This window comes from Flavobacterium zepuense, from assembly GCF_007097145.1.
GTDB classification, from domain to species: domain Bacteria; phylum Bacteroidota; class Bacteroidia; order Flavobacteriales; family Flavobacteriaceae; genus Flavobacterium; species Flavobacterium zepuense.
This window is the reverse complement of the sequence record NZ_VJVZ01000001.1, coordinates 423,202-446,889: the sequence shown is the minus strand read 5'-3', so window position 1 is coordinate 446,889 and position 23,688 is coordinate 423,202. Positions and strand designations below refer to the sequence as shown.

Here is a 23,688-nt window from a genome sequence, read left to right as displayed (position 1 = left end):
GCGTAGTATTAGTGCTGCTAAGGTACTATTTTAGGCGTGCCATTGCAAAAGTTTCCGATGCTTGTTTCCCTTTCTTTGCCCCGGAAATCACTGCAACAATAGAGTCGGCATTAATTTTAGTGTACTCAATTTTGTTGGGATAATCGTGCTGAGGATTCTCAAAAACCATTTTGTCGCCTGACATAGATGTTAACTTAAAACTAACCGGCTTTTCGTTATTCTGGTCGGGCACTGTAACTGTATAGGCTAAAGTGTCGTTAATTTTACCCAATGTAACATACTCAGAAAACAAGGTATCGTTATTGGCAATAAAATAGCTTTCGGCTTTATAAACCGAATCGCTTTCTTTCGTCCATTTTTCAATAAACGAACCATCAGGTAAAGTATTGCCCCAATTGCCTATTAACCAGGATGCATTTTGAACGTTTGCTGTAACAGACTTATCTTCAGAAGTATTGGTATTGTCTTTTGAACTCTCTTTACACGATGCTGTAGCTGATAAAATAACTACAAAAGCAATTACAATATTTTTTTTCATGATGGTTGGTTTACAGCAAAAATACACAATTTAGATGTTGAATGCATCGGCAGCCAACTCATTATTTATCATGGCACCTGCCTTCATGCCTTCGGCTATCGCCATAGCTACAGATCGCATTGGGGTATGGCAATCTCCTGACGCATAAACTCCTGTAACCGCAGTTTTTTGCCATTCATCGGTTGCAATAAAACCCATCTCGTTAAGCGTACAGCCCAATTGTTCGTGCAGGTTGGTATGATGTTCAAAAGGAGGCTTACAGTACTGCACATTAAAATTGTGGATGGTACCATCTTTAAGTACGATGTTCTGCAACTGCCCGTTACTGTGCTCAATCCGTTTAATCTCAGATTCTATCACGACAATATTATGCTTTTGCAGGCTTGCGAGTTGCTTATCAGTAAAAAGTGAGGGGCCGTTAGTAAAAAAGGTCAGGTTTTTTGTCCATTGTAATAAAAGCTGGGCGTAATGCATTGCAGCATCGCCATTTGCTAAAACAGCCGTTTTTTGATTCTTAACTTCGTAACCGTGGCAGTAGGGGCAATGAATAACCGATATACCCCAACATTCAGCAAAGCCATCTATTTTGGGCAGAATATCTTTTATCCCTGTAGCCAGCAGGATTTTTTGCGCGGTAAATGCTTGTCCGCTTCCTGTTTCAACAGTAAATCCGTTAGATGTTTTGTTGGCTGAGGTAGCCGTATCGTTTAGAAATGTAATGGTGGGGTAGGCCATTACCTGCTCCTTGGCTTTCGCCGAAATTGCCGCAGGGGTTTCGCCATCCTGCGTTAAAAAATTATGCGAGTGCGGTGTTTGGCGGTTACATGGTTTATCTGCATCTATAATCAATACATTACGCGATGCCCTGCCCAACGCCATAGCCGCCGACAGCCCACTGTAGCTGCCGCCTATTATGATTACTTCGTAATTTGTTTTCATTTTTTTGATTAGAGTGTAGGATGGAACGCGGATTGCGCGGATGCAAGCAGACGCGGATTAAACCGGATTTCGATTTAATAATCAAATATAGTGTTCAGTTTATCTATGTTCTTTTAGTTGGATCTTCTTAATATCCAAATCAACAAGATTAAAAACTGTGTAAATCCGCGTCTGCTTGCATCCGCGCAATCCGTGTTCCATAATTATTTGTCAAATATAAATAAATTTCGTATTATTGCAACTTAATTGCATTAATAAATGAACAGGAGAAACACACCCGCCAAAAAAATGATAATGGAGCTGCTGCAAACGGCAAATTCGGCGTTAAGCCAGGAAAGAATAGAGGCGGAAGTTAAAGGCGTTATGGATAGGGTGACTATCTACAGGGTGCTGAACCGATTTTGCGAAGACGGCGTTACCCATAAAATTCTAGCCGATGACGGTAAATTTTACTTTGCATTGTGCCACAGCTGCGAGGAGCATAACCATGTGCACGATCATTTTCACTTTAGGTGTTTGGGCTGCGAAACGGTAGAATGCCTCCAGGAACAGGTTACGTTTACGCTGCCCGAAGGCTACAGGCTGCAAAGCAGCAGCAGCTGGATTACCGGCTACTGCAAAAACTGCGCGTAGCGGTACAGTTTTTGTATTTAGTATAGTGTATTGAGAATCAAAAAAAATCCGTAATTTTGCACTTCCAATTAAAGGAAAGAGACTATGTTAGACAGGTTACAGTATATAAAGCAACGTTTTGATGAGGTATCAGACCTTGTTATTCAGCCGGATATTATTTCCGACCAAAAACGTTATGTACAGTTAAATAAAGAGTATAAAGACCTTAAGGCGCTGGTAGATAAGCGCGACGAATATTTAATTGTTACCGGCAATCTTAAAGAGGCCCAGGAAATTATTGCCGATGGCAGTGATCCTGAAATGACAGATATGGCTAAAATGCAGCTTGATGAGGCTAAACAAAGGCTGCCTGAGCTTGAAGACGAAATAAAATTCATGCTTATACCTAAAGACCCTGAGGATGCTAAGAACGTAATGGTAGAGATTCGTGCCGGTACCGGTGGCGATGAGGCCAGTATTTTTGCAGGCGACCTTTTCAGGATGTACACCAAATACTGTGAAAGCAAAGGCTGGAGAACCAGCGTTGTAGATATGAACGAGGGTACATCGGGTGGATTTAAAGAGGTTATTTTTGAAGTTACCGGAGAAGATGTTTACGGTACCCTTAAGTTTGAAGCCGGTGTACACCGTGTACAGCGTGTGCCGCAAACTGAGACTCAGGGCCGTGTACACACATCTGCCGCTACGGTTATGGTATTGCCTGAAGCCGAAGAGTTTGATGTGCACTTGGATATGAACGAGGTGCGTATTGATTACTTCTGTTCATCTGGTCCCGGTGGGCAATCGGTTAATACAACTAAATCGGCTGTACGCTTAACGCACTTACCAACAGGGTTGGTAGCACAGTGCCAGGACGAAAAATCGCAGCATAAAAATAAAGATAAGGCTACGCAGGTACTGCGTTCACGCCTTTATGAAATGGAGCTTGCCAAAAAGCAGGAAGAAGATGCAGCCAAGCGTTCATCGCAGGTAAGCAGCGGCGACCGTTCTGCTAAGATCCGCACCTATAATTACCCTCAGGGGCGTGTAACCGATCATAGGATCGGTCTTACACTTTATGACCTTGATGGCGTTATGAACGGTAACATTACTAAAGTGGTAGAAGAGCTTCAGCTTGTAAATAACACTGAAAAACTTAAAGAGAGCGAAGTGTATTAATTATTGGATTATTTACACTTGTAATATTATAATGAGCCCGGTTTAAAGCCGGGCTCATTGTTTATACGTAATTTTATATCTATATATCGATTTATTTGGATTACTAATTTTAAAGAGCGTGGATGCTGATGTATATCTTCGGCAAACTCTGCGTTCGAACCATTTTTATGGCACAATCATTGTCATAGAGTGGTATTGCTGAGCGTAACGACTAATTGTATACGCTGTGATACAGCACGTTTGATGAGGTTTTACCTTACATAAAGCCTATTCTTACAATTATGTTTAATGACAAAATGACTTTTACTAAGATATGGCTAAGCAAAGAATTTTAAATATTGACAGTTTGTCACTTCAGGAACTGGATACGGATGCAGAGTTAATTCCGCTAATGACCCCTGAGGATGAGGAAGAAATGAATAACGAGGTATTGCCCGATACATTACCCATACTACCATTGCGCAACATGGTTTTGTTTCCGGGAGTAGTTATACCCATTACAGCAGGCAGGGATAAGTCGATTAAACTTATTAATGATGCTAATAGCGGCGATAAGATTATAGGTGTTGTTGCCCAAAAAGATGAAAGTGTAGAAGAGCCGGGCGCTAACGATATTAACCTGGTTGGTACCGTGGCCCGCATACTTCGCGTGCTTAAAATGCCCGATGGTAATACTACCGTTATTATTCAGGGTAAAAAGCGTTTTGAAATTGTTGAGGTTACTACCGATGATCCTTACCTTAAAGCTACGGTTAAAGAGTTTAAAGAGCAAAGGCCGGAAGGAAAAGATGCTGAATTCCATACTATTATAGAGTCCATTAAGGATCTTGCTATTCAGATTATTAAAGAGAGCCCAAACATTCCAAGCGAGGCTACATTCGCTATCAAGAATATTGAAAGTGAATCGTTCCTGGTAAATTTTGTTAGCAGCAACATGAACCTTACAGTTAAGGAAAAGCAGGATCTGCTTGCTATTAGCAGCCTTAGGGACCGTGCTTTAGAAACCCTGCGGTACATGAACCTGGAGCTGCAAAAACTGGAGCTTAAAAACGATATACAAAGTAAAGTTCGTTTTGATCTTGATCAGCAGCAGCGTGAGTATTTCCTTCACCAGCAAATGAAAACCATTCAGGAAGAACTGGGTGGTGTATCGCACGACCAGGAGATAGACGAGATTCGCCAAAAGGCAAAAGTTAAAAAATGGAACGAGAAAACTAAAAGCCATTTTGATAAAGAACTTGCCAAGCTACAGCGCATGAACCCGCAGGCCGCCGATTACGGCACGCAGCGCAACTACCTGGAGTTAATGATCGATTTGCCCTGGAATGAGTTCTCTAAAGATAATTTTGACCTTAAACGCGCCGAAAAGATATTAAATAAAGACCATTACGGCCTTGAAGACGTTAAAAAACGTATCATAGAACACCTTGCCGTGCTTAAGCTGCGTAACGATATGAAATCGCCAATATTATGCCTTTACGGGCCTCCGGGCGTGGGTAAAACCTCTATAGGCAAATCGGTTGCAGAGGCCTTGGGCAGGGAGTACATCCGTATTTCGCTTGGTGGACTTCGCGATGAGGCCGAAATTCGCGGGCACCGTAAAACCTACATTGGCGCTATGCCGGGCAGGATCATCCAAAGCCTTAAAAAAGCAGGTACATCTAACCCTGTGTTTGTATTAGATGAGATAGACAAATTGAGCGTGAGCAACCAGGGCGACCCTTCATCGGCATTATTGGAGGTTTTAGACCCTGAGCAAAACTCAGAATTTTACGATAATTTCCTTGAACTTGGTTTCGACCTTTCTAAGGTTATGTTCATTGCTACATCAAATAACTTGTCTACCATTCAGCCCGCACTCCGCGACAGGATGGAGATCATCAACATGACAGGCTACACTATCGAAGAAAAAGTAGAGATCGCTAAAAAACACTTGGTTCCTAAACAAATTAAGGAGCATGGGCTTACACCGAAAGATGTTGTTATAGGTAAAAAGCAGGTTGAAAAGATTGTTACAGGTTATACTCGTGAGTCTGGTGTGCGTGGGCTGGAAAAACAAATTGCCAAAATAGTGCGTAACGTTGCAAAATCTATTGCAATGGAGGAAGAGTACAACGTTAAGGTAACCGAAGAAGATGTGCTTAAAGTACTTGGCGCGCCAAAAATGGAACGCGATAAGTACGAAAATAACGATGTTGCCGGTGTGGTAACGGGCCTTGCCTGGACCAGTGTAGGTGGCGATATCCTGTTTATTGAGAGCATCCTGAGTAAAGGTAAAGGCAATATGACCATGACCGGTAACCTGGGTACGGTAATGAAGGAGTCGGCTACTATTGCCTTAGAGTATATTAAAGCGAATGCAGAACAGCTGGGCATAGCACCCGAAGTTATAGAGAAATATAATGTTCATATTCACGTTCCGGAAGGTGCTACACCTAAAGACGGGCCAAGTGCGGGTGTTGCTATGCTAACATCTTTAGTGTCATCATTCACGCAAAAGAAAATTAAAAAGCATCTTGCCATGACGGGCGAAATTACCCTTAGGGGCCGTGTATTGCCTGTAGGTGGTATTAAAGAAAAAATACTGGCTGCAAAAAGGGCTAACATTAAAGAGATCATACTTTGCGAAGAAAACAGGCGCGATGTGGAGGAAATTAAGCAGGAATACCTGGAAGGTGTTACTTTTCATTATGTTAGGGAAATGGGCGAAGTTATTAAATATGCCATTACCGACCAGAATGCTAAAAATGCAAAGACACTATAATCGCGAAAAAACTCAATATATGTACAAAAACGGCTAAAATTTCTTAGCCGTTTTTTTATTTAAAAATAATATCTTCGCATTCGCGTTATATATGCACAAATCGCCACTAATCTACAATGTTTAAAAACAGGTATCTTTACTTTTTACTGCTAACCACTGCTATGTCTTTTGGCCAGATTGGCGGTAAGTATACCTACCAGTTTTTAAACCTGGTAACATCGCCCCGCCAGGCAGCCCTTGGTGGTAAGGTAATTACCAATCGTGATTATGATGTTAACCAGGGTATTTTTAACCCGGCGAGCATTAATCCTGAGATGGATAACCACCTTTCTTTAAACTATGGTAGCTATTTTGGTGAGGTAACTTATGGTACTGGTGCTTATGCCTACACGTGGGACAGGCACGTGCAAACCTTTCATGCAGGGGTAAGCTATGTTAACTATGGTACTTTTGAAGGCCGTGACGAAACAGGCCTCCTTACCGGCGACTTTACCGGTAGCGAGATAGCGCTTTCTTTTGGTTATGCCTATAATATACCGTATAGCGATTTTTATATAGGTGCAAGCGGTAAGTTTATATCATCTACGTTGGAGAGCTACAACTCTTTTGGTGCGGCGGTAGATATAGGCGCTATTTATGTAGATGATTATAATGATATTAATATAGCCCTTGTGGTAAGGAATGCTGGTGTACAGATCACTACCTATGCAGGTATGCAGGAACCGCTTCCGTTAGAAATTATAGCAGGTATATCTCAGGAAGTGGAGAATGTGCCCGTGCGCTGGCATATAACGCTGGAGAATTTGCAGCAATGGAATATTGCCTTTTCTAATCCCAACCGTGCCGAACAGGATATTGAGGGCGGCACCACCGAAGAAAAAGTGGGCTTTGTAAATAATGCCCTGCGCCACCTTATTTTAGGGGCAGAACTTTTCCCCGGTAAGAGCTTTAACATCAGGGCGGGCTACAATTTCAGGAGGGGAGAAGAGCTTAGGGTGGTAGACCAGCGTAATTTTTCGGGAATATCGGCAGGTTTGTCGTTACGATTTAATAAATTACGCTTTGATTATTCGTACTCAAGGTATACCCTTGCGGCCAACACCAGCCTTTTTGGGCTAACCATTAACTTACAGTAATTTGGATAAAAAAATTACCATAGCTATAGACGGTTTTTCATCTACAGGTAAGAGCACACTTGCTAAGCAGCTTGCGCGCCATTTGGGTTATGCTTATGTAGATACCGGGGCAATGTACCGCTCCGTTACCCTTTATGCTATGGAAAATGGTTTTATAGATTCCGCATTTTTTAATAGCGAAGGCCTTACCGACTGCCTTGATGATATAAGCCTTCAGTTTTTATTTAACCCTGACCTTGGCTATGCCGAGATGTACCTTAACGAAGAAAATGTTGAGGGTAAAATAAGAACCTTGCCTGTATCTAACCTTGTAAGCCTTGTGGCCGAAGTTAGCGCAGTACGTGCCATGCTGGTAAAACAACAGCAGCATATGGGCGAAAATAAAGGAGTGGTTATGGATGGACGTGATATTGGTACCGTGGTATTTCCTAATGCTGAACTGAAACTTTTTATGACAGCAAGCCCCGAAACACGTGCACAGCGCCGTTTTGAAGAACTTACCCAAAAGGGTAATACCGTGACCTTTGATGAGGTTTTGTACAACGTACAGGAACGCGACCGTATAGATACCCATCGTAAAGATTCTCCGCTTGTTAAAGCGGCAGATGCTATCGAAATAGATAACTCTGACCTGACTATACAGCAGCAGTTTGATAAAGTTTTAGAACTTGCTAAAAATGCACTTGCTGTTACCTACCCCTGATTGCCAAACCAAATTTTATTGATAGATTTACCGTAACGCATACATTGCTAACCTAAACGTTATGGCATATGGGTATTAAATTACGCCTTACAGTAATGAATTTTCTCCAGTTTTTTATTTGGGGCTCATGGCTTCTCACAATAGGGGCCTATTGGTTTCAGAACAGGGAATGGAGCGCATCACAGTTTGGTGTCATTTTTTCTACAATGGGTATTGCGGCAGTTTTTATGCCGGCCCTTATGGGTATATTATCAGACCATTGGGTAAATGCCGAAAAACTATATGGATTTTGCCATTTAGGCGGGGCAGCAATGCTGTTTACACTGCCACAAGTAAATAGCCCATCAGCCTTTTTTTGGATAATGTTGGTTAATATGATGTTTTATATGCCTACTCTCTCGCTGGCTGTTACGGTGGCTTATACTTCGCTTAAAAACACAGGTAAAGATGTAGTGTCAGATTTTCCGCCAATCCGTATATGGGGCACTATAGGGTTTATAGCAGCGCTGTGGCTGGTTAGCCTTACACATAACGAAACTTCATCAAACCAATTTTACATAGCATCTTTTACATCGCTTATATTAGGATTGTATGCGTTTTCGTTACCTAAATGCCCGCCATTGGCAGCAGGTATCAAAACCAAAACAATGGCAGAAACGCTGGGGTTAAATGCTTTTAGCCTTTTAAAAGATAAAAAATTTGCGGTGTTCTTTGTGTTCTCAATGTTATTAGGGGCAGCATTGCAGTTAACCAATGCGTATGGCGATACATTTTTGCACGATTTTAAAAATATACCGGCGTATAAAGATACTATAGCCGTGAAATATCCGGCCATCATCATGTCGGTATCGCAAATATCAGAAACCCTGTTTATACTGGCCATACCGTTTTTCCTTAAACGTTTCGGGATTAAAATGGTAATGCTTTTCAGTATGCTTGCGTGGATATTACGCTTTGGGTTATTCGCCTATGGCAACCCGGCTGATGGCTTGTGGATGATTGTGTTGTCCTGTGTTGTATATGGCATGGCTTTCGACTTTTTTAGCATATCCGGATCGTTATTTATCGAAACCAACATCAGTCCGCAAATGCGTGGCAGCGCCCAGGGATTGTTTACCATGATGGTAAATGGCTTTGGGGCATTAATAGGTAGTTTTGCCAGCGGTATAGTTATACAGGTGTTTTTTACCAATGAAGATGCCAGCCTTAACTGGCAGGGTATCTGGTTATGTTTTGCAGGCTATGCATTGGTGTTGGCACTGATTTTCTCGATCGCCTTTAGGGAAAGATGGAAATTGAAAATTAGATGAAAGACGAGAGATAATAGATAATAGACTGAAAATCATAAATTATGTGGTATCCTAAAGTCTTATCTGCCATCTATCATCTAATAGTCCGTTTAACGAATCATTGCAAAATGCCCACGGCATTCCTTACCATTTTGGCGTTTTACCACAAACCAATAATCTGTTGAAGGCATTACCGCGCCGTTGTACGTTCCGTCCCATCCTACGTCGTTAGCGCCGAAGCCCGTTAAAAGCTTGCCATAACGATCGTAAATGTATACAATGAGCCCCGGCTCAGCCGCAGTAGAAAATTTAATGCGCCAGGTTTCGTTTTCACCGTCGCCATTTGGTGTAAAATACTTAGGGTAACTAAGCAGGTAAACAATGCCGCCATCATTGCCACAATCGTTGGCATCGCGCACGTATACTTCGTATTTCCCAGGATCAAGGCCGGTAAATACATTACTTTGCTGCCAATCTATACCATTTATAGAATATTCAAAATTTTGTATCGATGCGTTGCTATTCTGTTCCATAATAACAGTAATAATGTTGTTATGATCGGTCCAGTCAACCACTTCAATAGAGCTTATAACCGGTGCTGCCCCTACAAATACATTTACTGTTTTAGTGGCCGGACATTGAAATGCATCGGACACTGTAACAGTGTATGCACCAGGCTGGGTAACACTTATAGACTGGCCTGTTTGCCCTGTAGACCATACATAACTTGTATATCCCGGGTCGGCGGTTATGGTAATATTTTCACCTTCACATGCTCTGTATTCGTCCTGCATTGATAAGGTAATTAAATTTTTAACTTCTATATAAAAGGCACTCGTGGCAACACAGCTGGGGTTAGCAACATATTGTACACGTGCATATACCATTGTTGATGCCGTTGTTAAAATTAGCGGTAGCGGGTTTGCCCCGGTTGTGGCGTCGTTTAACGAGCTGTGATACGTAACGGTGTATAAAGAAGGATCCTGAACATTAAGTACAGCAGCATCTTGTTGGGTAAGGTCAAATACTCCGGTACCGCTACCATCGCCGGCACAGGCGTACAGGTCAGGCGGGATAGAGGCACTCACTAAAGAAGGAAGGTCGGCAATATTAAAGGTAAGCGGCTCGCTGTTACCACACGGGTCAGATACATATACCGTATACGTTGCATTATCAAGATTAGTAAAAACGTTGTTGCTGCCGTTATTAATGGTAAAAGGCATTCCGTTTTTCTCGGTAATTGTAAATGTTAGTGGTGTAACACCTTCAGCATTAATTTGCACATCGGCCATTGTGCCCGAGCAGGTAAGGCTTTCGGCTCCTAAAATAACTAAGGTGTTGTAGTAATTAAAGTCGTAAAGCTGCTCTGCGCAAGTTTTATCATTGCCACCTTCGCTGCCGTTTAAAAAAGCCCGGTAGGTTTTCATAACGCGGTAGTGGCCAGTATCATAAAGAGGAAGGTTATCGTTTAGACCCAGGATAAGAGCCTGAGCGCTGGCAGCATTATATATGCCTGTAAATAACTCTCCGGTAACAGGATGGCCCCATATATCATTAGTGGCATCAATTTCTTTTTGCAGCCAATATGATACTCCCGCTATACTATTTGCTGTATGCTGCACATCTACATTAAAAGTACCGCATAGCGGTATATGGGTCACATTGTTGGATGTGACCGAATATCCCAGGATCCCGACGGGCTTTGTAAATGTTTGGCAATTTGTAACGATGGTAAAGTTGTAGTTGCCGGGCAGCATACCTGCCATGTAAAAATCGCCGTTTGAATTTATGTTAGATGAAACATCATAAGGTAGTAATGTTTGATCAAAACCTGGTGGTGCAATTGTCATTATTACCGATGATATTGCCGATGCATGCCCTATAGATAGTGTTCCGAGTCCCGATACACAATCCGGCCTGCTAACCAGTGAGGGTTGTCCAGTAGTATAATTGGGTACCTGTACTATAAGATCTGGGGTGTATACCGTACCGCAGGTATCCTGTACTGTAAAATGATATTCACCCGGTGGCAGGCCACCCATCTCTAAGGTGCCATCGTCAATAATATTGCCTGAAATATCGTTTTGGCCAGGGTAAAGGTCAAAATATTCAGCGGGTGCTGTTGTAATTACAACCGATTCTAAAATGTATGAAGGTACTTCTATAGTAAGTTCTCCCAGGTTATCTTCACAATCAAGATTTATAGCATTGCCTATAGGTTCTACATCCGGGGCAACAATTTCTATAAGGCCGTGAGGACTTGATGTCCTTCCGCAGGCATCTTCAATGTAAAATTCATAAATGCCAACAGGAGGTGCATTGCCATCCTCGCCAAAAACGGTTGTTTCGCCATAAAATGGCCCTGGATAATTTTCGTTAAAAGCAACGGGATCAAAACCTGCAGGCGGGTTTACAAATGTAATTGTATAGGGCCCCACATATTTTGTAGGTATAACCACAATGAGTTTTTGCCCGCAACCGGCATCGGCCAGTGTGCCTAAAGCAAACATTTGCTGACGTACAAGATTATTGGTTAAAGAATAGGGGGTGCCGCAGGGGTCGGTAACTGTAATATCGTAGTAATAATCAGTATCGTAATAAAAAGGTATAATTTGTTGTATAGCCTGGGTATCAGGATCACCCGCGGTAACGGTTTGGTTAAAGATTACCGGTGTACCACCACCCGGAGGATATACTGTAATAGCTATTGTTAAAGGGTAATTTATAGGCAAATCATTACTGTGCGTAATACTGTTTGAGATAGTTATATGATCGCAGTCGGGCAATGCAATATCAGGAAACTGTGGTGGTGATATTGCCAATACGGGCGAGTTTGAGAAAAGGGTTTGTGCTATAACTACGGATGTGCCACAATTATCGGTAACCTTAATGGTGTAAGATCCTGCCGGAAGATTATTAAAAACATTTGAAGGCTGCGGGGCTACCGTTACCGGGCCAGAGCTTATTTGATAGCTTACGGCATTGCCCGATGTCACATTTATAGTAAAAATACCATCGTTACCGCAATTGGCACTGGTACCTTCAATTGTATAAGTTAAAGGAGTAAGGTTACTGCCTATGGTTGCATTAGCTTCGGAGGGAGGCTGTCCTTGTTGTGTTGCTACTACCTTATAATTACCGGCAGACTGGCCGGGTAAAGATGTATTTGGCCCTACATATATAGGATTGGTGGTATCAGGTAAATTATAAACAGTAAAAATAACAGGTACATTAGGCTGAGCATTTTGTACTACAAAAGCAAGCGAGCCATTACCTGGGCAGGTTTGATTAGTAGCGTTAACAGTAAGCGTAAGCGCCTGTGCCCATAGCGCAGTGCCGCTGAGCAGGAAAATGAGGATGAATATAGAACGGTGCAGCCCTAAAATTGCATCATGGGCAAATGTTTTATTATTAAGATATTTCATAACAAAAATTAAGTTTTCCCCACTTAATTTCAAGTTTTTTCCAGTGCCTAAGGTATATAAAATTATTTATCTTATAACTAATGTTAAAATCTTTTCGATTTGAAAATGCGATATTTAACAAATTTTCAATTATTTGAGATTAAAATATAAAGTGATTCTAAAAACGTGTGGTAATTGTTTGGAAATCAAGAAAAATATAGTACTTTTGCACACCTTTTTAGCGCATGGGTTTCATTAAAGGGCTTAAACAAAAAATGTAAAACGCTTCTGCTGTTTTACCACGCATAAGAAACCGGGTAGGGCACAGGATACAAATTTTATAATCAGCATGTCTGAACAAACAAAAACAAACGACGAATTTTTACAGGAGTTTAACTGGCATAACTTTGAAGAAGGTATTGATCCGGTAGACGAACAAAACCTAAGGGAATTCGAAAGTCTTGTTGAAAAAACTTTTATTTCAACTGACAGTGACGAGGTAGTAGAAGGTACTGTTGTAAGGATCACTGACAGGGATGTAATTGTTGATATCAACGCAAAATCTGAAGGTGTTATCTCTCTTAACGAGTTTCGTTACAATCCTGCTCTAAAGGTAGGAGATAAAGTAGAGGTACTTATAGATGTTCGTGAAGATAAATCAGGACAACTTGTTCTTTCTCACAGAAAAGCACGTACAATTAAAGCTTGGGACAGGGTTATTAACGCAAATGAAACTGGCGAAATTGTTAACGGTTTCGTTAAGTGCAGAACTAAAGGTGGTATGATCGTAGATGTTTTTGGCATCGAAGCATTCTTACCGGGTTCTCAGATAGACGTAAAACCAATCAGGGATTACGATCAGTATGTTAACAAAACTATGGAGTTTAAAGTTGTGAAAATTAACCACGAATTTAAAAACGTTGTTGTATCGCACAAAGCTCTTATTGAAGCAGATATTGAGGTTCAGAAAAAAGAGATCATCGGCCAGCTTGAAAAAGGCCAGGTACTTGAAGGTGTTGTTAAAAACATTACTTCTTACGGTGTATTTATCGACCTTGGTGGTGTTGATGGACTTATCCACATTACAGACCTTTCTTGGAGCCGTATTAACCACCCAAGTGAAGTTCTTGAACTTGACCAGAAACTTAACGTTGTTATTCTTGACTTTGATGACGAGAAAACACGTATTCAACTTGGTCTTAAGCAATTAAACGCTCACCCTTGGGATGCACTTGATGCTAAACTTGCAGTAGGCGATAAAGTTAAAGGTAAAGTAGTAGTTATTGCTGACTACGGTGCGTTTATCGAAGTTGCTGAAGGTGTTGAAGGATTAATCCACGTTTCTGAAATGTCTTGGTCTACACACTTACGTTCTGCTCAGGATTTCGTTAAAGTTGGTGATGAGGTAGAAGCTGTTATCCTTACATTAGATAGGGAAGACCGTAAAATGTCTCTTGGTATCAAACAACTTTCTCAGGACCCTTGGACTGACATTACTTCTAAATACCCAGTTGGCTCTCGCCACACAGGTATCGTTAGAAACTTTACAAACTTTGGTATTTTCGTAGAACTTGAAGAAGGTATTGATGGATTAATTTACATCTCTGACCTATCTTGGACTAAGAAAATTAAACACCCAAGTGAGTTTGTAAACGTTGGCGATAAATTAGACGTTGTAGTTCTTGAACTTGATGTTGATGGTCGTAAACTATCTCTTGGCCACAAGCAAACTACTGCTAACCCATGGGATAAATATGAAGATAGCTTTGCTGTAGGTACTGTACATACAGGTGAGATATCTGAAATTGTAGACAAAGGCGCTACTGTAGAATTTGGTGACGATATCGTTGCGTTTATCCCTACAAGGCACTTAGAGAAAGAAGACGGCAAAAAACTTAAAAAAGGCGAATCTGCTGATTTCAAAGTTATTGAGTTCAACAAAGAATTCAAACGCGTTGTAGCTTCTCACACTGCTACATTTAAAGATGAAGAAGAGAAAAATGTAAGGAACAATGAGTTTAACAACTCTAATTCTAACAATTCTTCTTCTAACAATGCAGAGAAAACCACTCTTGGTGATCTTGATGTATTGGCAGAACTTAAAGAAAGAATGGAAAAAGGCGAGAACAAATAATTCTCAACTCCATTTTAAATATAGAAACCTCCTGAGTAATCAGGAGGTTTTTTTTATGTGCTTGTGTCTGTCATTGCGAGGGAGGCACGACCGCGGCAATCTAATAAATATTTATGCATTATTATTGGTAAATAACAGTAGTAAATATTGCCAAATCCACAATTTCATACGTTAATATTTTCTAAAATTTTTATAAACTAAAAAACCATGATTAGTTATATGGCGTATCTGCTACTATAACTTAAAATAAACCAATCATGAAAGTTTCAAAAATTTTATCGGTAGCACTTGTTGCTTTTACAATGTTTACATCAGTAGCAACTGTTGCCCAAACTAAAATGGTAGGTGGCGCGGCCATGTACCCAAACAAAAACATTATAGAGAACGCCGTTAACTCTAAAGACCATACTACACTTGTTGCAGCTGTTAAAGCAGCCGGACTTGTAGAGACATTACAAGGCAAAGGGCCGTTTACGGTTTTTGCACCAACCAATGCTGCTTTTGATAAACTGCCTAAAGGAACTGTAGAAACACTTCTTAAACCGGAAAATAAAGCAATGCTTCAAGGTGTACTTACCTACCATGTTGTGGCCGGTAAATGGAGCGCTGCCGATGTTGTGGCCGGTATTAAAAAAGGCAACGGCACTTATACTGCTACAACAGTGCAGGGCGGTAAGTTAACCTTTAAAATGGATGGCAAAGATGTATGGGTAATAGATGAAAAAGGCGGTAAAGCTAAAATTACAATTGCAGATGTTAACCAAAGCAATGGTGTTATACATGTTATAGATACTGTGCTTATGCATAAGTAGTTTTTACTGGTAATTATTTGTTGTTAGGCCTGCTGTATATACAGCAGGCCTTTTTTTTATATGTATGCATATTTATTAAATTGTTAAGGTGAGCGGCTTAAAACAGTTTTTGGGTTGATGTTTGCAAAACATTGGTAATACTATAATGATATAGCATTGTTTTTTACTTAAAGGTTAAATAACATGCAACGTTCAATTTTGCAGCATATTAATCAAAGTGTAAATAATGCTAAACAACTACAAAAAAATCCTGTTATTGCTGCTTTGCAGTATGATGGCAAATGTGGCCGGTGCTCAAACCGTGTTGCATTACTGGAATTTTAACGACAACACCTCGGTGGCCACTATTACGGCAACATCGCAGTCGGTTGTAACCGGTGCTTCACTTACGGCCGTTGCCGGAGGTACCAGCGAAATTGATTTTGCCGGCGGAACCGGGCAAAACTTCGCCACCCTTAACCTTAATGCACAAGGCACCGATGTTGCCGGTACGCATTTACGATTTAACAACCCTATTGGCGGAGCGCTTGTTTTTGCACTTCCTACAACCGGTTACCAGGATGCTATTGTAAAATTTGCAACCAAACGTTCGGGTTCGGGTGCAGGTAGCCAATTATGGTCATATTCTACAGATGGTACTACTTATACGGCTCTTACAACCATCAACCCTATAGATGGCGACCCGGCACTTGCTACGTTAGATCTTTCGGCTATCCAGGCATCAGACAACAACCCTAACCTTAAGCTTAAAGTAGAATTTGCACAGGGAACAGGCGGTGTAGTAGGTAATAACCGTTTTGATAACTTTACACTAACGGCGAGCCCAATGGCTGCGCCAACGGTTATACATTACTGGAACTTTAATAATAACACATCTGTGGCGGCTATAACAGCAGTATCACAATCTATAGTTGGTGTGCCTATGCTTACTGCTGTTGCCGGAGGTGCCAGCGAAATAGACTTTGCAGGCGGTACAGGTCAAAATTTTGCAACGTTAAACCTTAACGCACAAAATGGCGATGCAGCAGGTACACACCTTAGGTTTAATACTCCTATAGGTGGCGCACTTGTTTATGCTATACCAACAACAGGTTATGAGAACCCAATTGTTAAGTTTGCTACCAAGCGCTCGGGTTCGGGTGCAGGTACGCAATTGTGGTCATACAGTACAGATGGTACAACCTATACATCATTTACAAGCATTAACCCAATAGACGGCGACCCGGCTTTGGCAACACTTGATTTTTCGGCTATAGCCGGGGCAGATGATAATGCGAATTTTAAAATAAAGGTAGAATTTGAGCAGGGCCCGGGAGGCGCTGTGGGTAACAACAGGTTTGATAACTTTACTGTTACCGCCACCCCCATGGAAGGTACTCAGGATACTACTGCCCCTGTTGTTACTTTTGCACCGGCAAATGCCGCTACAAATTTACCAATTTCAACACACCCTACAATACTTTTTAACGAAGATATCAGGCTGGCAGACGGTACTGCCATCACAAATACGAATGTTGATGCATTGGTAGAGCTTCGCCTTAACAACGCTACAGGTGCTGTGGTACCGTTTGATGCTGCTTTTGCTGCAAACACTATTACCATCACACCAACAACTGCATTGTTAAACGGCCAAACATATTATGTTGCGCTACTTGCAAACAGTGTAGAAGACCTTAGCGGTAATACTGTAGAGGCTTTACAATCGGCTACGTTTACAACTATAACAGTACAAACTGCTTTTACGGCAGGCGATATGGCTTTTACAGCTTACAGGATGAACGCTACATCTACCGAAGATGAGGTGGCTCTTGTAACTTTTGTAGATATTGCACCGGGTACTTTCATTAACCTTACCGATGCCAAATACACCACTAATGCCCAGGCACAGTGTGCAGGCGGTATAGTATGGACAGCTACAAGTTGTGTACCGGCAGGATCGGTTATATCAATACAAACCAGTGCGCTTGTTGCAAATACAGGTACGGTTACAGGTTCTGGCTTTGGCCTTAGCTCCGGTGGCGACCAGGTAATTGTTTATACAGGTACCGCTGCTGCACCTAACTATATTACAGCACTAACATCTAATGGATGGGCTGCTGCCAATACCGAGTGTGGTGGAAGCATCTCTATGAAGCCTGCTGCACTTACCGATGGTACAAGTGCCGCTAACCTTAGCACTGCCCCGGGTAGTGTGGATGGTAACACGGTTAACGCATTTTATAACGGAACACAAACCGGTACACCTGCCCAGCTGAAAGCCGCTATACTAAACCCTGCTAACTGGACAGGCGTTGCCGGTGCTACTGCGCCGCAAACATGGCCAGCTTGGGCGTTTCCAAGTTCGCCTAACGTGCAAACAGCTACCGTGGTAAACAATACTACTATACAATTGGTGTTTAATAACGAACTTAATACTGCTTCGGCTGCAACTGTGGCTAACTACACTGGTATTGCCGGTTTAGCTACTGCTGCTGTAGCAGGTAACTCAGTTACACTTACTTATAACACTCCATTTGCAGCAGGTACAGCTTATGAGCTTACTGTGAATAATATAACCGACGAAGACGGCCTTACTATGGCTTGTGCTTACACGTTCAGTTTTAACTATACATCTACAGTGTCTTTTGCTGATGATTTTGTAGTAGTTAACGAAAATGCAGGCATGCTTAGCTTTGTAATTAACCTTGCAAGCCCAGCTGCCGGATCGGTAGACCTTGTGGTTAAAGGTGCGCCTTTCAGCACTGCTGATAGTGCCGACTTTACCCTTGCTACACAAACGCTTACCTTTACAGGAAGCAGCAGCTTAACGCAAACCATCAACATTCCTATTATTGATGATACGTTAGAAGAGCAACATGCCGAGTATTTTGTATTAAGCCTTGAAAACCCTGTAGGTGTTGCTATTGAAGGCGAAACCCTTGCTACCATCTATATTAAAGATAACGACCGCCTTGCTCCCGTGCCTAACCAAAACATCCAGCTTGATTATGTTACAAGCTTTGACCCATCGGGCAGTAACGAAAGTACTTGCGAAATTGTAGTATTTGATGCTGAAAGCAAAAGGCTTTTCGCAACAAGTGCAGTAGAAGGCAGGCTTGATATAATCGACTTCAGTAACCCTGAAGCCCCGGAAACTATAGATTCTATAGACATGACCCCTTATGGTGGTGTAACAAGTGTAGCCGTTAAAAACGGTGTTGTGGCTGTGGCTTCGCCAAATGCGAACGAGCAGTTAGATGGTAAAGTTGTATTTTTTAGTACAGCAGGTGGTGAGCCGCTTAGCCAGGTTACTGTGGGTGCATTACCGGATAATATCTCTTTCACGCCGGATGGTACTAAGGTGCTTACCGCAAATGAAGGCCAGCCGAACACAGCATATACTGTAGATCCGGAAGGTTCGGTTAGTATTATTGATATTACAGGTGGTGTAGCAAACCTTACCAATGATGATGTTACTACGTTATTGTTTGATGCTTACAATTCACCTTCGGCCGAAGCTGCACTTCTTGCATCAGGCGTAAGGAAACTGAAACTTACAAGTACAATGTCTCAGGATTTTGAGCCGGAGTACATTACAACAAGCGCTGATTCTCAAAAGGCGTGGGTAACTTTACAGGAAAATAATGCTATTGCCGAGATTAACCTTGCAACTGCCGCTATTACAAATGTATGGGCGCTTGGTACTAAAGATATGAGCCAGCCGGGTAATGGTTTTGATGTATCTGATAACAATGGCGAAATACTTATTGCCAACTGGCCGGTACAGGCATACTATATCCCAGATGGCGCTGCTAACTTTAACGTAGGCGGAACCAACTATATAGTTACAGCTAATGAAGGTGATGAGAAAGAGTATGGTACTTTTGTAGAAAGGACTACTATTGGCGCAGATTCTTACAACCTTGATGCTACTTTGTTCCCTCAGGCGGCAGTGCTTAAAAAATCATTCAACGCGGGCAGGCTTCGTGTAACCAACCTTGACGGAATTAACGATGCAGGTACTGCTTACAACGAGATTTATGCTCTTGGGTCGCGTTCATTCTCAATATTCAATGCCGATACTAAGGCAATAGTTTATGATAGTGGTGATGATTTTGAAATGTATACCGCTTCTGCGCCATCTATAAGCCCGCTGTTTAACTCAGACCATGAAGATAACAGCTTTAAAAGCCGTAGCCGCGCTAAAGGCCCTGAGGCCGAAGGTGTGACCGTAGCCCAGATAATGGGAAGGACCTTTGCTTTTGTAAGCCTTGAAAGGGTAGGTGGTGTTATGGTATATGATGTAACCGATCCTAACAATGTTGAATTTGTAGATTATAAAAACAGCAGGAGTGTATCGGCTTACACAGGCGACCACGGCCCGGAAGGCATTACATTTATAGATGCTGCAAGCAGCCCTAACAACAAACCATATATTGTAATTGCTAACGAAATTAGCGGTACGCTTACGGTATTTGAAGTAAACACTACAAATCTTAGCACAGGCGACTTTACTACTGAGCCAAGAACGTTTGTTGTGTTCCCTAACCCATCGGTAAACGGTGTGGCTTACTTTAACCGTGCTGCCGATATTGAGGTGTACGATTACAGTGGTAAACTGATACATTCGGCTAAACAAGCTCTTACTATAGATACGTCGGCAATGGCAACAGGAATTTACCTTGTAAAAACATCCGAGGGTATCGTAAAAAAACTAATTGTTAAGTAGATTAGTTTCGTGTTTTTTAATTTTTTCCATTTGGAGGAGATCCTGCCCGCAAGGGCAGGATTTTTTATTTTAAGCAGGTTTAGTTTACCATCCTGCCATTTTCCAGCTTTAAAAAATGCGTTACACTTTGCGGGATATCCTCAGGATAGTGACTCACATAAATGAGTGTGACATTGCTGTTTTTACAAATGGTATCGGTTAAGAATTTAAAATGGTCGCGCTGTTCGGCATCCATACCCTGGCAGGGTTCGTCAAAAATTAATAAAGGCGGATTCTTAATCAACGCCCTTGCCAGCAGGCACAAACGCTGTATACTGGCAGATGCATTACTAAACAATTTATTGCTGTACTCTTCTATCCCTAAAAGCTGCATCCATTGCAGTATGAGTTTACGGTTTTTAGGCGATGGTGTCCTGAACAACCCTATTGTATCATACAACCCGGATTCGATTACTTCTAAACAACCCGACCTTGCCGGAAAGTACTGGAAAAGTTCCGGAGATACAAACCCTATTTTCTTTTTAATATCCCAAATGCTTTCGCCGCTGCCACGCTGCTTATCAAACAAAACAATGTTGTTGGCATACGCCTGCGGGTTATCGCCGTTAACCAGGCTCAGCAGGGTAGATTTACCGGCACCATTATGTCCGGATAACGCCCAGCGCTCGCCTTGTTTTACCTCCCAGTTAATGGTGTCTAAAATGGTTTTATCGCCATATTTAATAGCCACATCCTGCATTTTAATAATAGTATTATATTGCGGCATGGGATTTTTAGAAAGCAATTGTTTTAGAAACTCAACATTAATATCCATTCCCCCTGAAACGGAAATATCGTTAGTTCTAAATTTTTCAATAGGCTGTTGAGAAACTATTTTACAATCATCTAAAACTGCAATATGCGTTATAGTATTTGGAATTTTATTGGTAGAAACTGTTATTACAACCGTAATACCCGATGCTGTAATTTCCTTTAAGAGCAGGTTAAAGTCGGCGCGGTTTGTGGTATCTAAGCCCACTAATGGCGCATCCAACAGTAATAAAACCGGATTTTTAACCAGTGCTTTGGCGAGCATTAGTCGGCGGGTTTCGCCGTTAGAAAGCTTGATGATTTCTTTATCGGCTAATGTACTCAGGTTAAGCCGGGCTATAATTTTTTCGATCGTCCAATATCCGTGAGATGCAGTTGTATCACTCAACAAATATTCCCTGACCGTTTGCGCATCCTCCGAGTCAGACGAGTTGAAACGTTGTTGATAGTAAAGGTCGGTGGTGTTGCTGCGGTTTTTAAACTGCTGCGTACTGCTTACCAAGGCTATTAAATTATTACGGCTATTATGTTCGGCGCTACCTTGTATAATTGAATCGAAGTAGGTGTAGGCCACCGTGACGCCGCTTATGTGTTTTTTCCCGGCAAGGGCTTCCAATAGTGTTGTTTTGCCGCTTCCGCTTTTACCTACAATTGCCCAATATTCTCCTTTTTTAAGGGTAAAGTTGAGGTTTGAAAATACTACGGTTGCATTATTTTTTATGGTAACGTTACTAAATTGCAGTAGGATTTCTTTCATTAGGCGTGTCAGTTTTTTGTAGGATGGGCAGGTATATCTCAAAGATAAATTATAGTTTCAAAAACACTTCATTAGCTTTGCATAAAATTGCCAAGTATGAGTCATTTTCCGGTAACGTCGTCTATTTTATCTAAAACGCACCTCAATAAATTCCTTATTGAGAAGTACAACCTGCCGCAGGAAACCCAAACTAGCCTGATTAAAGCGGGTGTTGCGCACACCTACCTTGTTAACACGGGAGCCGAACGTTTTGTGTTCAGGGTGTACAGCCTGGGTTGGCGCACACTTACCGAAATTAATGAGGAAATACGCCTGCTTAACCTGCTGCATGAGCATTATATTCCGGTTGCGTATGCGGTTAAAGATGCCGTAGATAATTACATTCAGGAGCTAAATGCACCCGAGGGTAACCGCCACGGCGTTATGTTTGTGTTTGTAGAAGGAGACAAGCTGCACAACTCCCCCGAAGAGCTGCATTATAAAGTGGGCGCGCTTATGGGTAACCTGCATAAAGTAACCCATAACCTAAAATTAGACAGAATTACGTATACCTCTAAAGTACTGCTGGAAGATTCGTTTGAAGCATTAAAGACGTTCCTGACACCATCACCGGAACTGGACTTTATGGAAAATGCTCAGGAACATCTTTTAAAAACCCTGCAAACTGCCGATACTGCTGCAATAAGGCAGGGTGTAGTGCATTTGGATATTTGGTTTGATAACATATCGGTCGCTAAAAACCACAGGATAAGCCTGTACGATTTTGATTTTTGCGGTAATGGCTGGCTGTGCCTGGATATTGCGTATTACGTGCTTCAGTTGCACAGTGTGGAACGCGACGAGGCAATTTGCAGGGGCAAGGTAGATAGCTTTTTGTCAGGATATGAATCGGTTACAAAGATTAGTACTGAAGAAAGGCGCCTGCTGCCACACCTGGGAGTGGTACTGTACTTTTTTTACCTTGGCGTGCAAAGCAACAGGTTTGACAACTGGAGCAATGTATTTATTAACGAAACTTACATGAAACGTTTTGTAGAGGTACTGGTTAAACGCTACTATGATATGTACCTGCTTAACGAAATTACAACTTACTAATGCCTTAATATATGGATATTAAAGTTATAGCTTTTGATGCCGATGATACCCTGTTTATAAACGAACCGTATTTTGACGAGACCGAAAAGAAATTTTGCGGCCTTATGGAAGACTACCTTTCGCACCAGGGGCTTTCGGCAGAAGTGTTTAAAACCCAGATTGCCAACCTGCCGCTGTACGGTTACGGCATAAAATCGTATATACTGAGTATGATCGAGACCGCTATTGAGGTTTCTAACGGCACGGTAACCTCTAAACATATTGGGCGAATTTTAGATTTGGGCAAAGAACTGCTGCAAAAACCTATTGAACTCATTGATGGGGTAGAAGAAACCCTCGCCGCCTTGCATGGCAAATACAAACTGGTGGTGGCTACTAAAGGCGACTTAAAAGACCAGCAGCGAAAGCTGCATGACAGTGGGTTAGGGCATTATTTTCACCATATAGAAGTTATGGCAGATAAGGGGGCGCTTAATTACGAAAAGCTTTTGGGCCGCCTTGATATTAATGCCGGCGAATTTATGATGATTGGTAATTCTTTAAAATCGGATGTGTTGCCGGTACTGGAGGTTGGCGGTTATGCCTGCCATGTGCCTTTTCACACCACCTGGGCGTACGAGCGTATAGACCATGAAATTGTACATGATAAGTTTACAATTCTGGAAAATATTAAAGATGTATTGCCGTTGCTGATAGGATAGTTTTGTACTTATATTTGGCTGAAGCCAATACTTTTACTGCAATTTTAACCTCTGACTAAAGTCAGGGCAAAGTATAAAATCAGAGGCAACAAATTCATAGGAGGTTA

General features: G+C 41.8%; 15 protein-coding genes. 11 read left to right on the top strand and 4 right to left on the bottom strand.

Annotated features, from left to right (window positions below):
• Positions 1-25 precede the first annotated feature (25 nt).
• Positions 26-538, bottom strand: a complete 513-nt coding sequence (locus FMM05_RS01915; protein WP_143371644.1) for a DUF6265 family protein — start codon at positions 536-538, stop codon at positions 26-28.
• A gap of 30 nt (positions 539-568) precedes the next feature.
• A complete protein-coding gene (locus tag FMM05_RS01910; protein WP_143371643.1) occupies positions 569-1,477 on the bottom strand; it encodes an NAD(P)/FAD-dependent oxidoreductase in 909 nt (302 codons plus the stop codon).
• Positions 1,478-1,735: 258 nt separating this feature from the next.
• Between FMM05_RS01910 and FMM05_RS01905 the strand changes: the two genes are divergently transcribed.
• The 6 genes from FMM05_RS01905 (at position 1,736) to FMM05_RS01880 (ending at position 9,181) form a co-directional block, all read left to right on the top strand.
• On the top strand, positions 1,736-2,110 hold the full coding sequence (locus FMM05_RS01905) for a Fur family transcriptional regulator (protein ID WP_143371642.1): 375 nt from the start codon (positions 1,736-1,738) through the stop codon (positions 2,108-2,110).
• Positions 2,111-2,194: 84 nt separating this feature from the next.
• Positions 2,195-3,268 (top strand): peptide chain release factor 1, encoded by a 1,074-nt coding sequence (gene prfA, locus FMM05_RS01900; RefSeq protein ID WP_143371641.1) that lies wholly within the window; start codon positions 2,195-2,197, stop codon positions 3,266-3,268.
• Positions 3,269-3,581: 313 nt separating this feature from the next.
• Positions 3,582-6,032 (top strand): endopeptidase La, encoded by a 2,451-nt coding sequence (gene lon, locus FMM05_RS01895; RefSeq protein ID WP_143371640.1) that lies wholly within the window; start codon positions 3,582-3,584, stop codon positions 6,030-6,032.
• Positions 6,033-6,148: 116 nt separating this feature from the next.
• Positions 6,149-7,168, top strand: coding sequence for a type IX secretion system protein PorQ (porQ, locus tag FMM05_RS01890; RefSeq protein ID WP_143371639.1), 1,020 nt, complete (start codon positions 6,149-6,151; stop codon positions 7,166-7,168).
• Between the two features lies 1 nt (position 7,169).
• A complete protein-coding gene (gene cmk, locus FMM05_RS01885) occupies positions 7,170-7,871 on the top strand; it encodes a (d)CMP kinase (protein ID WP_143371638.1) in 702 nt (233 codons plus the stop codon).
• 68 nt (positions 7,872-7,939) lie between these two features.
• The gene (locus FMM05_RS01880) at positions 7,940-9,181 is read left to right on the top strand and encodes a nucleoside permease (protein ID WP_143371637.1); all 1,242 of its coding nucleotides are present in this window, start codon (positions 7,940-7,942) and stop codon (positions 9,179-9,181) included.
• Between the two features lie 89 nt (positions 9,182-9,270).
• Here the strand turns inward: FMM05_RS01880 and FMM05_RS01875 are convergent, their stop codons facing one another.
• Entirely contained in the window at positions 9,271-12,585 is a 3,315-nt protein-coding gene (locus tag FMM05_RS01875; RefSeq protein ID WP_143371636.1) for a T9SS type B sorting domain-containing protein, read from the bottom strand.
• A gap of 328 nt (positions 12,586-12,913) precedes the next feature.
• On the opposite strand from FMM05_RS01875, the gene rpsA reads away from it, so the two are divergent.
• The 3 genes from rpsA (at position 12,914) to FMM05_RS20915 (ending at position 20,218) form a co-directional block, all read left to right on the top strand.
• Positions 12,914-14,698 carry a 30S ribosomal protein S1 gene (gene rpsA / locus FMM05_RS01870; protein ID WP_143371635.1) on the top strand — a complete coding sequence of 595 codons (1,785 nt, stop codon included), beginning with the start codon at positions 12,914-12,916 and terminating at the stop codon, positions 14,696-14,698.
• Positions 14,699-14,955: 257 nt separating this feature from the next.
• Positions 14,956-15,510: a fasciclin domain-containing protein gene (locus FMM05_RS01865; protein WP_143371634.1), complete on the top strand. Its 555-nt coding sequence runs from the start codon at positions 14,956-14,958 to the stop codon at positions 15,508-15,510.
• Between the two features lie 226 nt (positions 15,511-15,736).
• Positions 15,737-20,218 (top strand): choice-of-anchor I family protein, encoded by a 4,482-nt coding sequence (locus FMM05_RS20915; protein WP_185965487.1) that lies wholly within the window; start codon positions 15,737-15,739, stop codon positions 20,216-20,218.
• 79 nt (positions 20,219-20,297) lie between these two features.
• On the opposite strand, the gene FMM05_RS01850 is transcribed toward FMM05_RS20915, so the two are convergent.
• Positions 20,298-21,785 carry an ATP-binding cassette domain-containing protein gene (locus FMM05_RS01850; protein WP_143371633.1) on the bottom strand — a complete coding sequence of 496 codons (1,488 nt, stop codon included), beginning with the start codon at positions 21,783-21,785 and terminating at the stop codon, positions 20,298-20,300.
• 96 nt (positions 21,786-21,881) lie between these two features.
• Between FMM05_RS01850 and FMM05_RS01845 the strand changes: the two genes are divergently transcribed.
• Positions 21,882-22,880: a phosphotransferase gene (locus FMM05_RS01845; RefSeq protein WP_143371632.1), complete on the top strand. Its 999-nt coding sequence runs from the start codon at positions 21,882-21,884 to the stop codon at positions 22,878-22,880.
• 11 nt (positions 22,881-22,891) lie between these two features.
• Positions 22,892-23,581, top strand: coding sequence for an HAD family hydrolase (locus FMM05_RS01840; protein ID WP_143371631.1), 690 nt, complete (start codon positions 22,892-22,894; stop codon positions 23,579-23,581).
• The last annotated feature ends 107 nt before the right edge of the window (positions 23,582-23,688 follow it).

What these genes read in the sequence shown, in the direction of transcription:
- FMM05_RS01915 (WP_143371644.1), bottom strand. Translation starts at nt 538, where the DNA reads ATGAAAAAAAATATTGTAATTGCTTTTGTAGTTATTTTATCAGCTACA.
- FMM05_RS01910 (WP_143371643.1), bottom strand. Translation starts at nt 1,477, where the DNA reads ATGAAAACAAATTACGAAGTAATCATAATAGGCGGCAGCTACAGTGGG.
- FMM05_RS01905 (WP_143371642.1), top strand. Translation starts at nt 1,736, where the DNA reads ATGAACAGGAGAAACACACCCGCCAAAAAAATGATAATGGAGCTGCTG.
- prfA (WP_143371641.1), top strand. Translation starts at nt 2,195, where the DNA reads ATGTTAGACAGGTTACAGTATATAAAGCAACGTTTTGATGAGGTATCA.
- lon (WP_143371640.1), top strand. Translation starts at nt 3,582, where the DNA reads ATGGCTAAGCAAAGAATTTTAAATATTGACAGTTTGTCACTTCAGGAA.
- porQ (WP_143371639.1), top strand. Translation starts at nt 6,149, where the DNA reads ATGTTTAAAAACAGGTATCTTTACTTTTTACTGCTAACCACTGCTATG.
- FMM05_RS01880 (WP_143371637.1), top strand. Translation starts at nt 7,940, where the DNA reads ATGGGTATTAAATTACGCCTTACAGTAATGAATTTTCTCCAGTTTTTT.
- FMM05_RS01875 (WP_143371636.1), bottom strand. Translation starts at nt 12,585, where the DNA reads ATGAAATATCTTAATAATAAAACATTTGCCCATGATGCAATTTTAGGG.
- rpsA (WP_143371635.1), top strand. Translation starts at nt 12,914, where the DNA reads ATGTCTGAACAAACAAAAACAAACGACGAATTTTTACAGGAGTTTAAC.
- FMM05_RS01865 (WP_143371634.1), top strand. Translation starts at nt 14,956, where the DNA reads ATGAAAGTTTCAAAAATTTTATCGGTAGCACTTGTTGCTTTTACAATG.
- FMM05_RS20915 (WP_185965487.1), top strand. Translation starts at nt 15,737, where the DNA reads ATGCTAAACAACTACAAAAAAATCCTGTTATTGCTGCTTTGCAGTATG.
- FMM05_RS01850 (WP_143371633.1), bottom strand. Translation starts at nt 21,785, where the DNA reads ATGAAAGAAATCCTACTGCAATTTAGTAACGTTACCATAAAAAATAAT.
- FMM05_RS01845 (WP_143371632.1), top strand. Translation starts at nt 21,882, where the DNA reads ATGAGTCATTTTCCGGTAACGTCGTCTATTTTATCTAAAACGCACCTC.
- FMM05_RS01840 (WP_143371631.1), top strand. Translation starts at nt 22,892, where the DNA reads ATGGATATTAAAGTTATAGCTTTTGATGCCGATGATACCCTGTTTATA.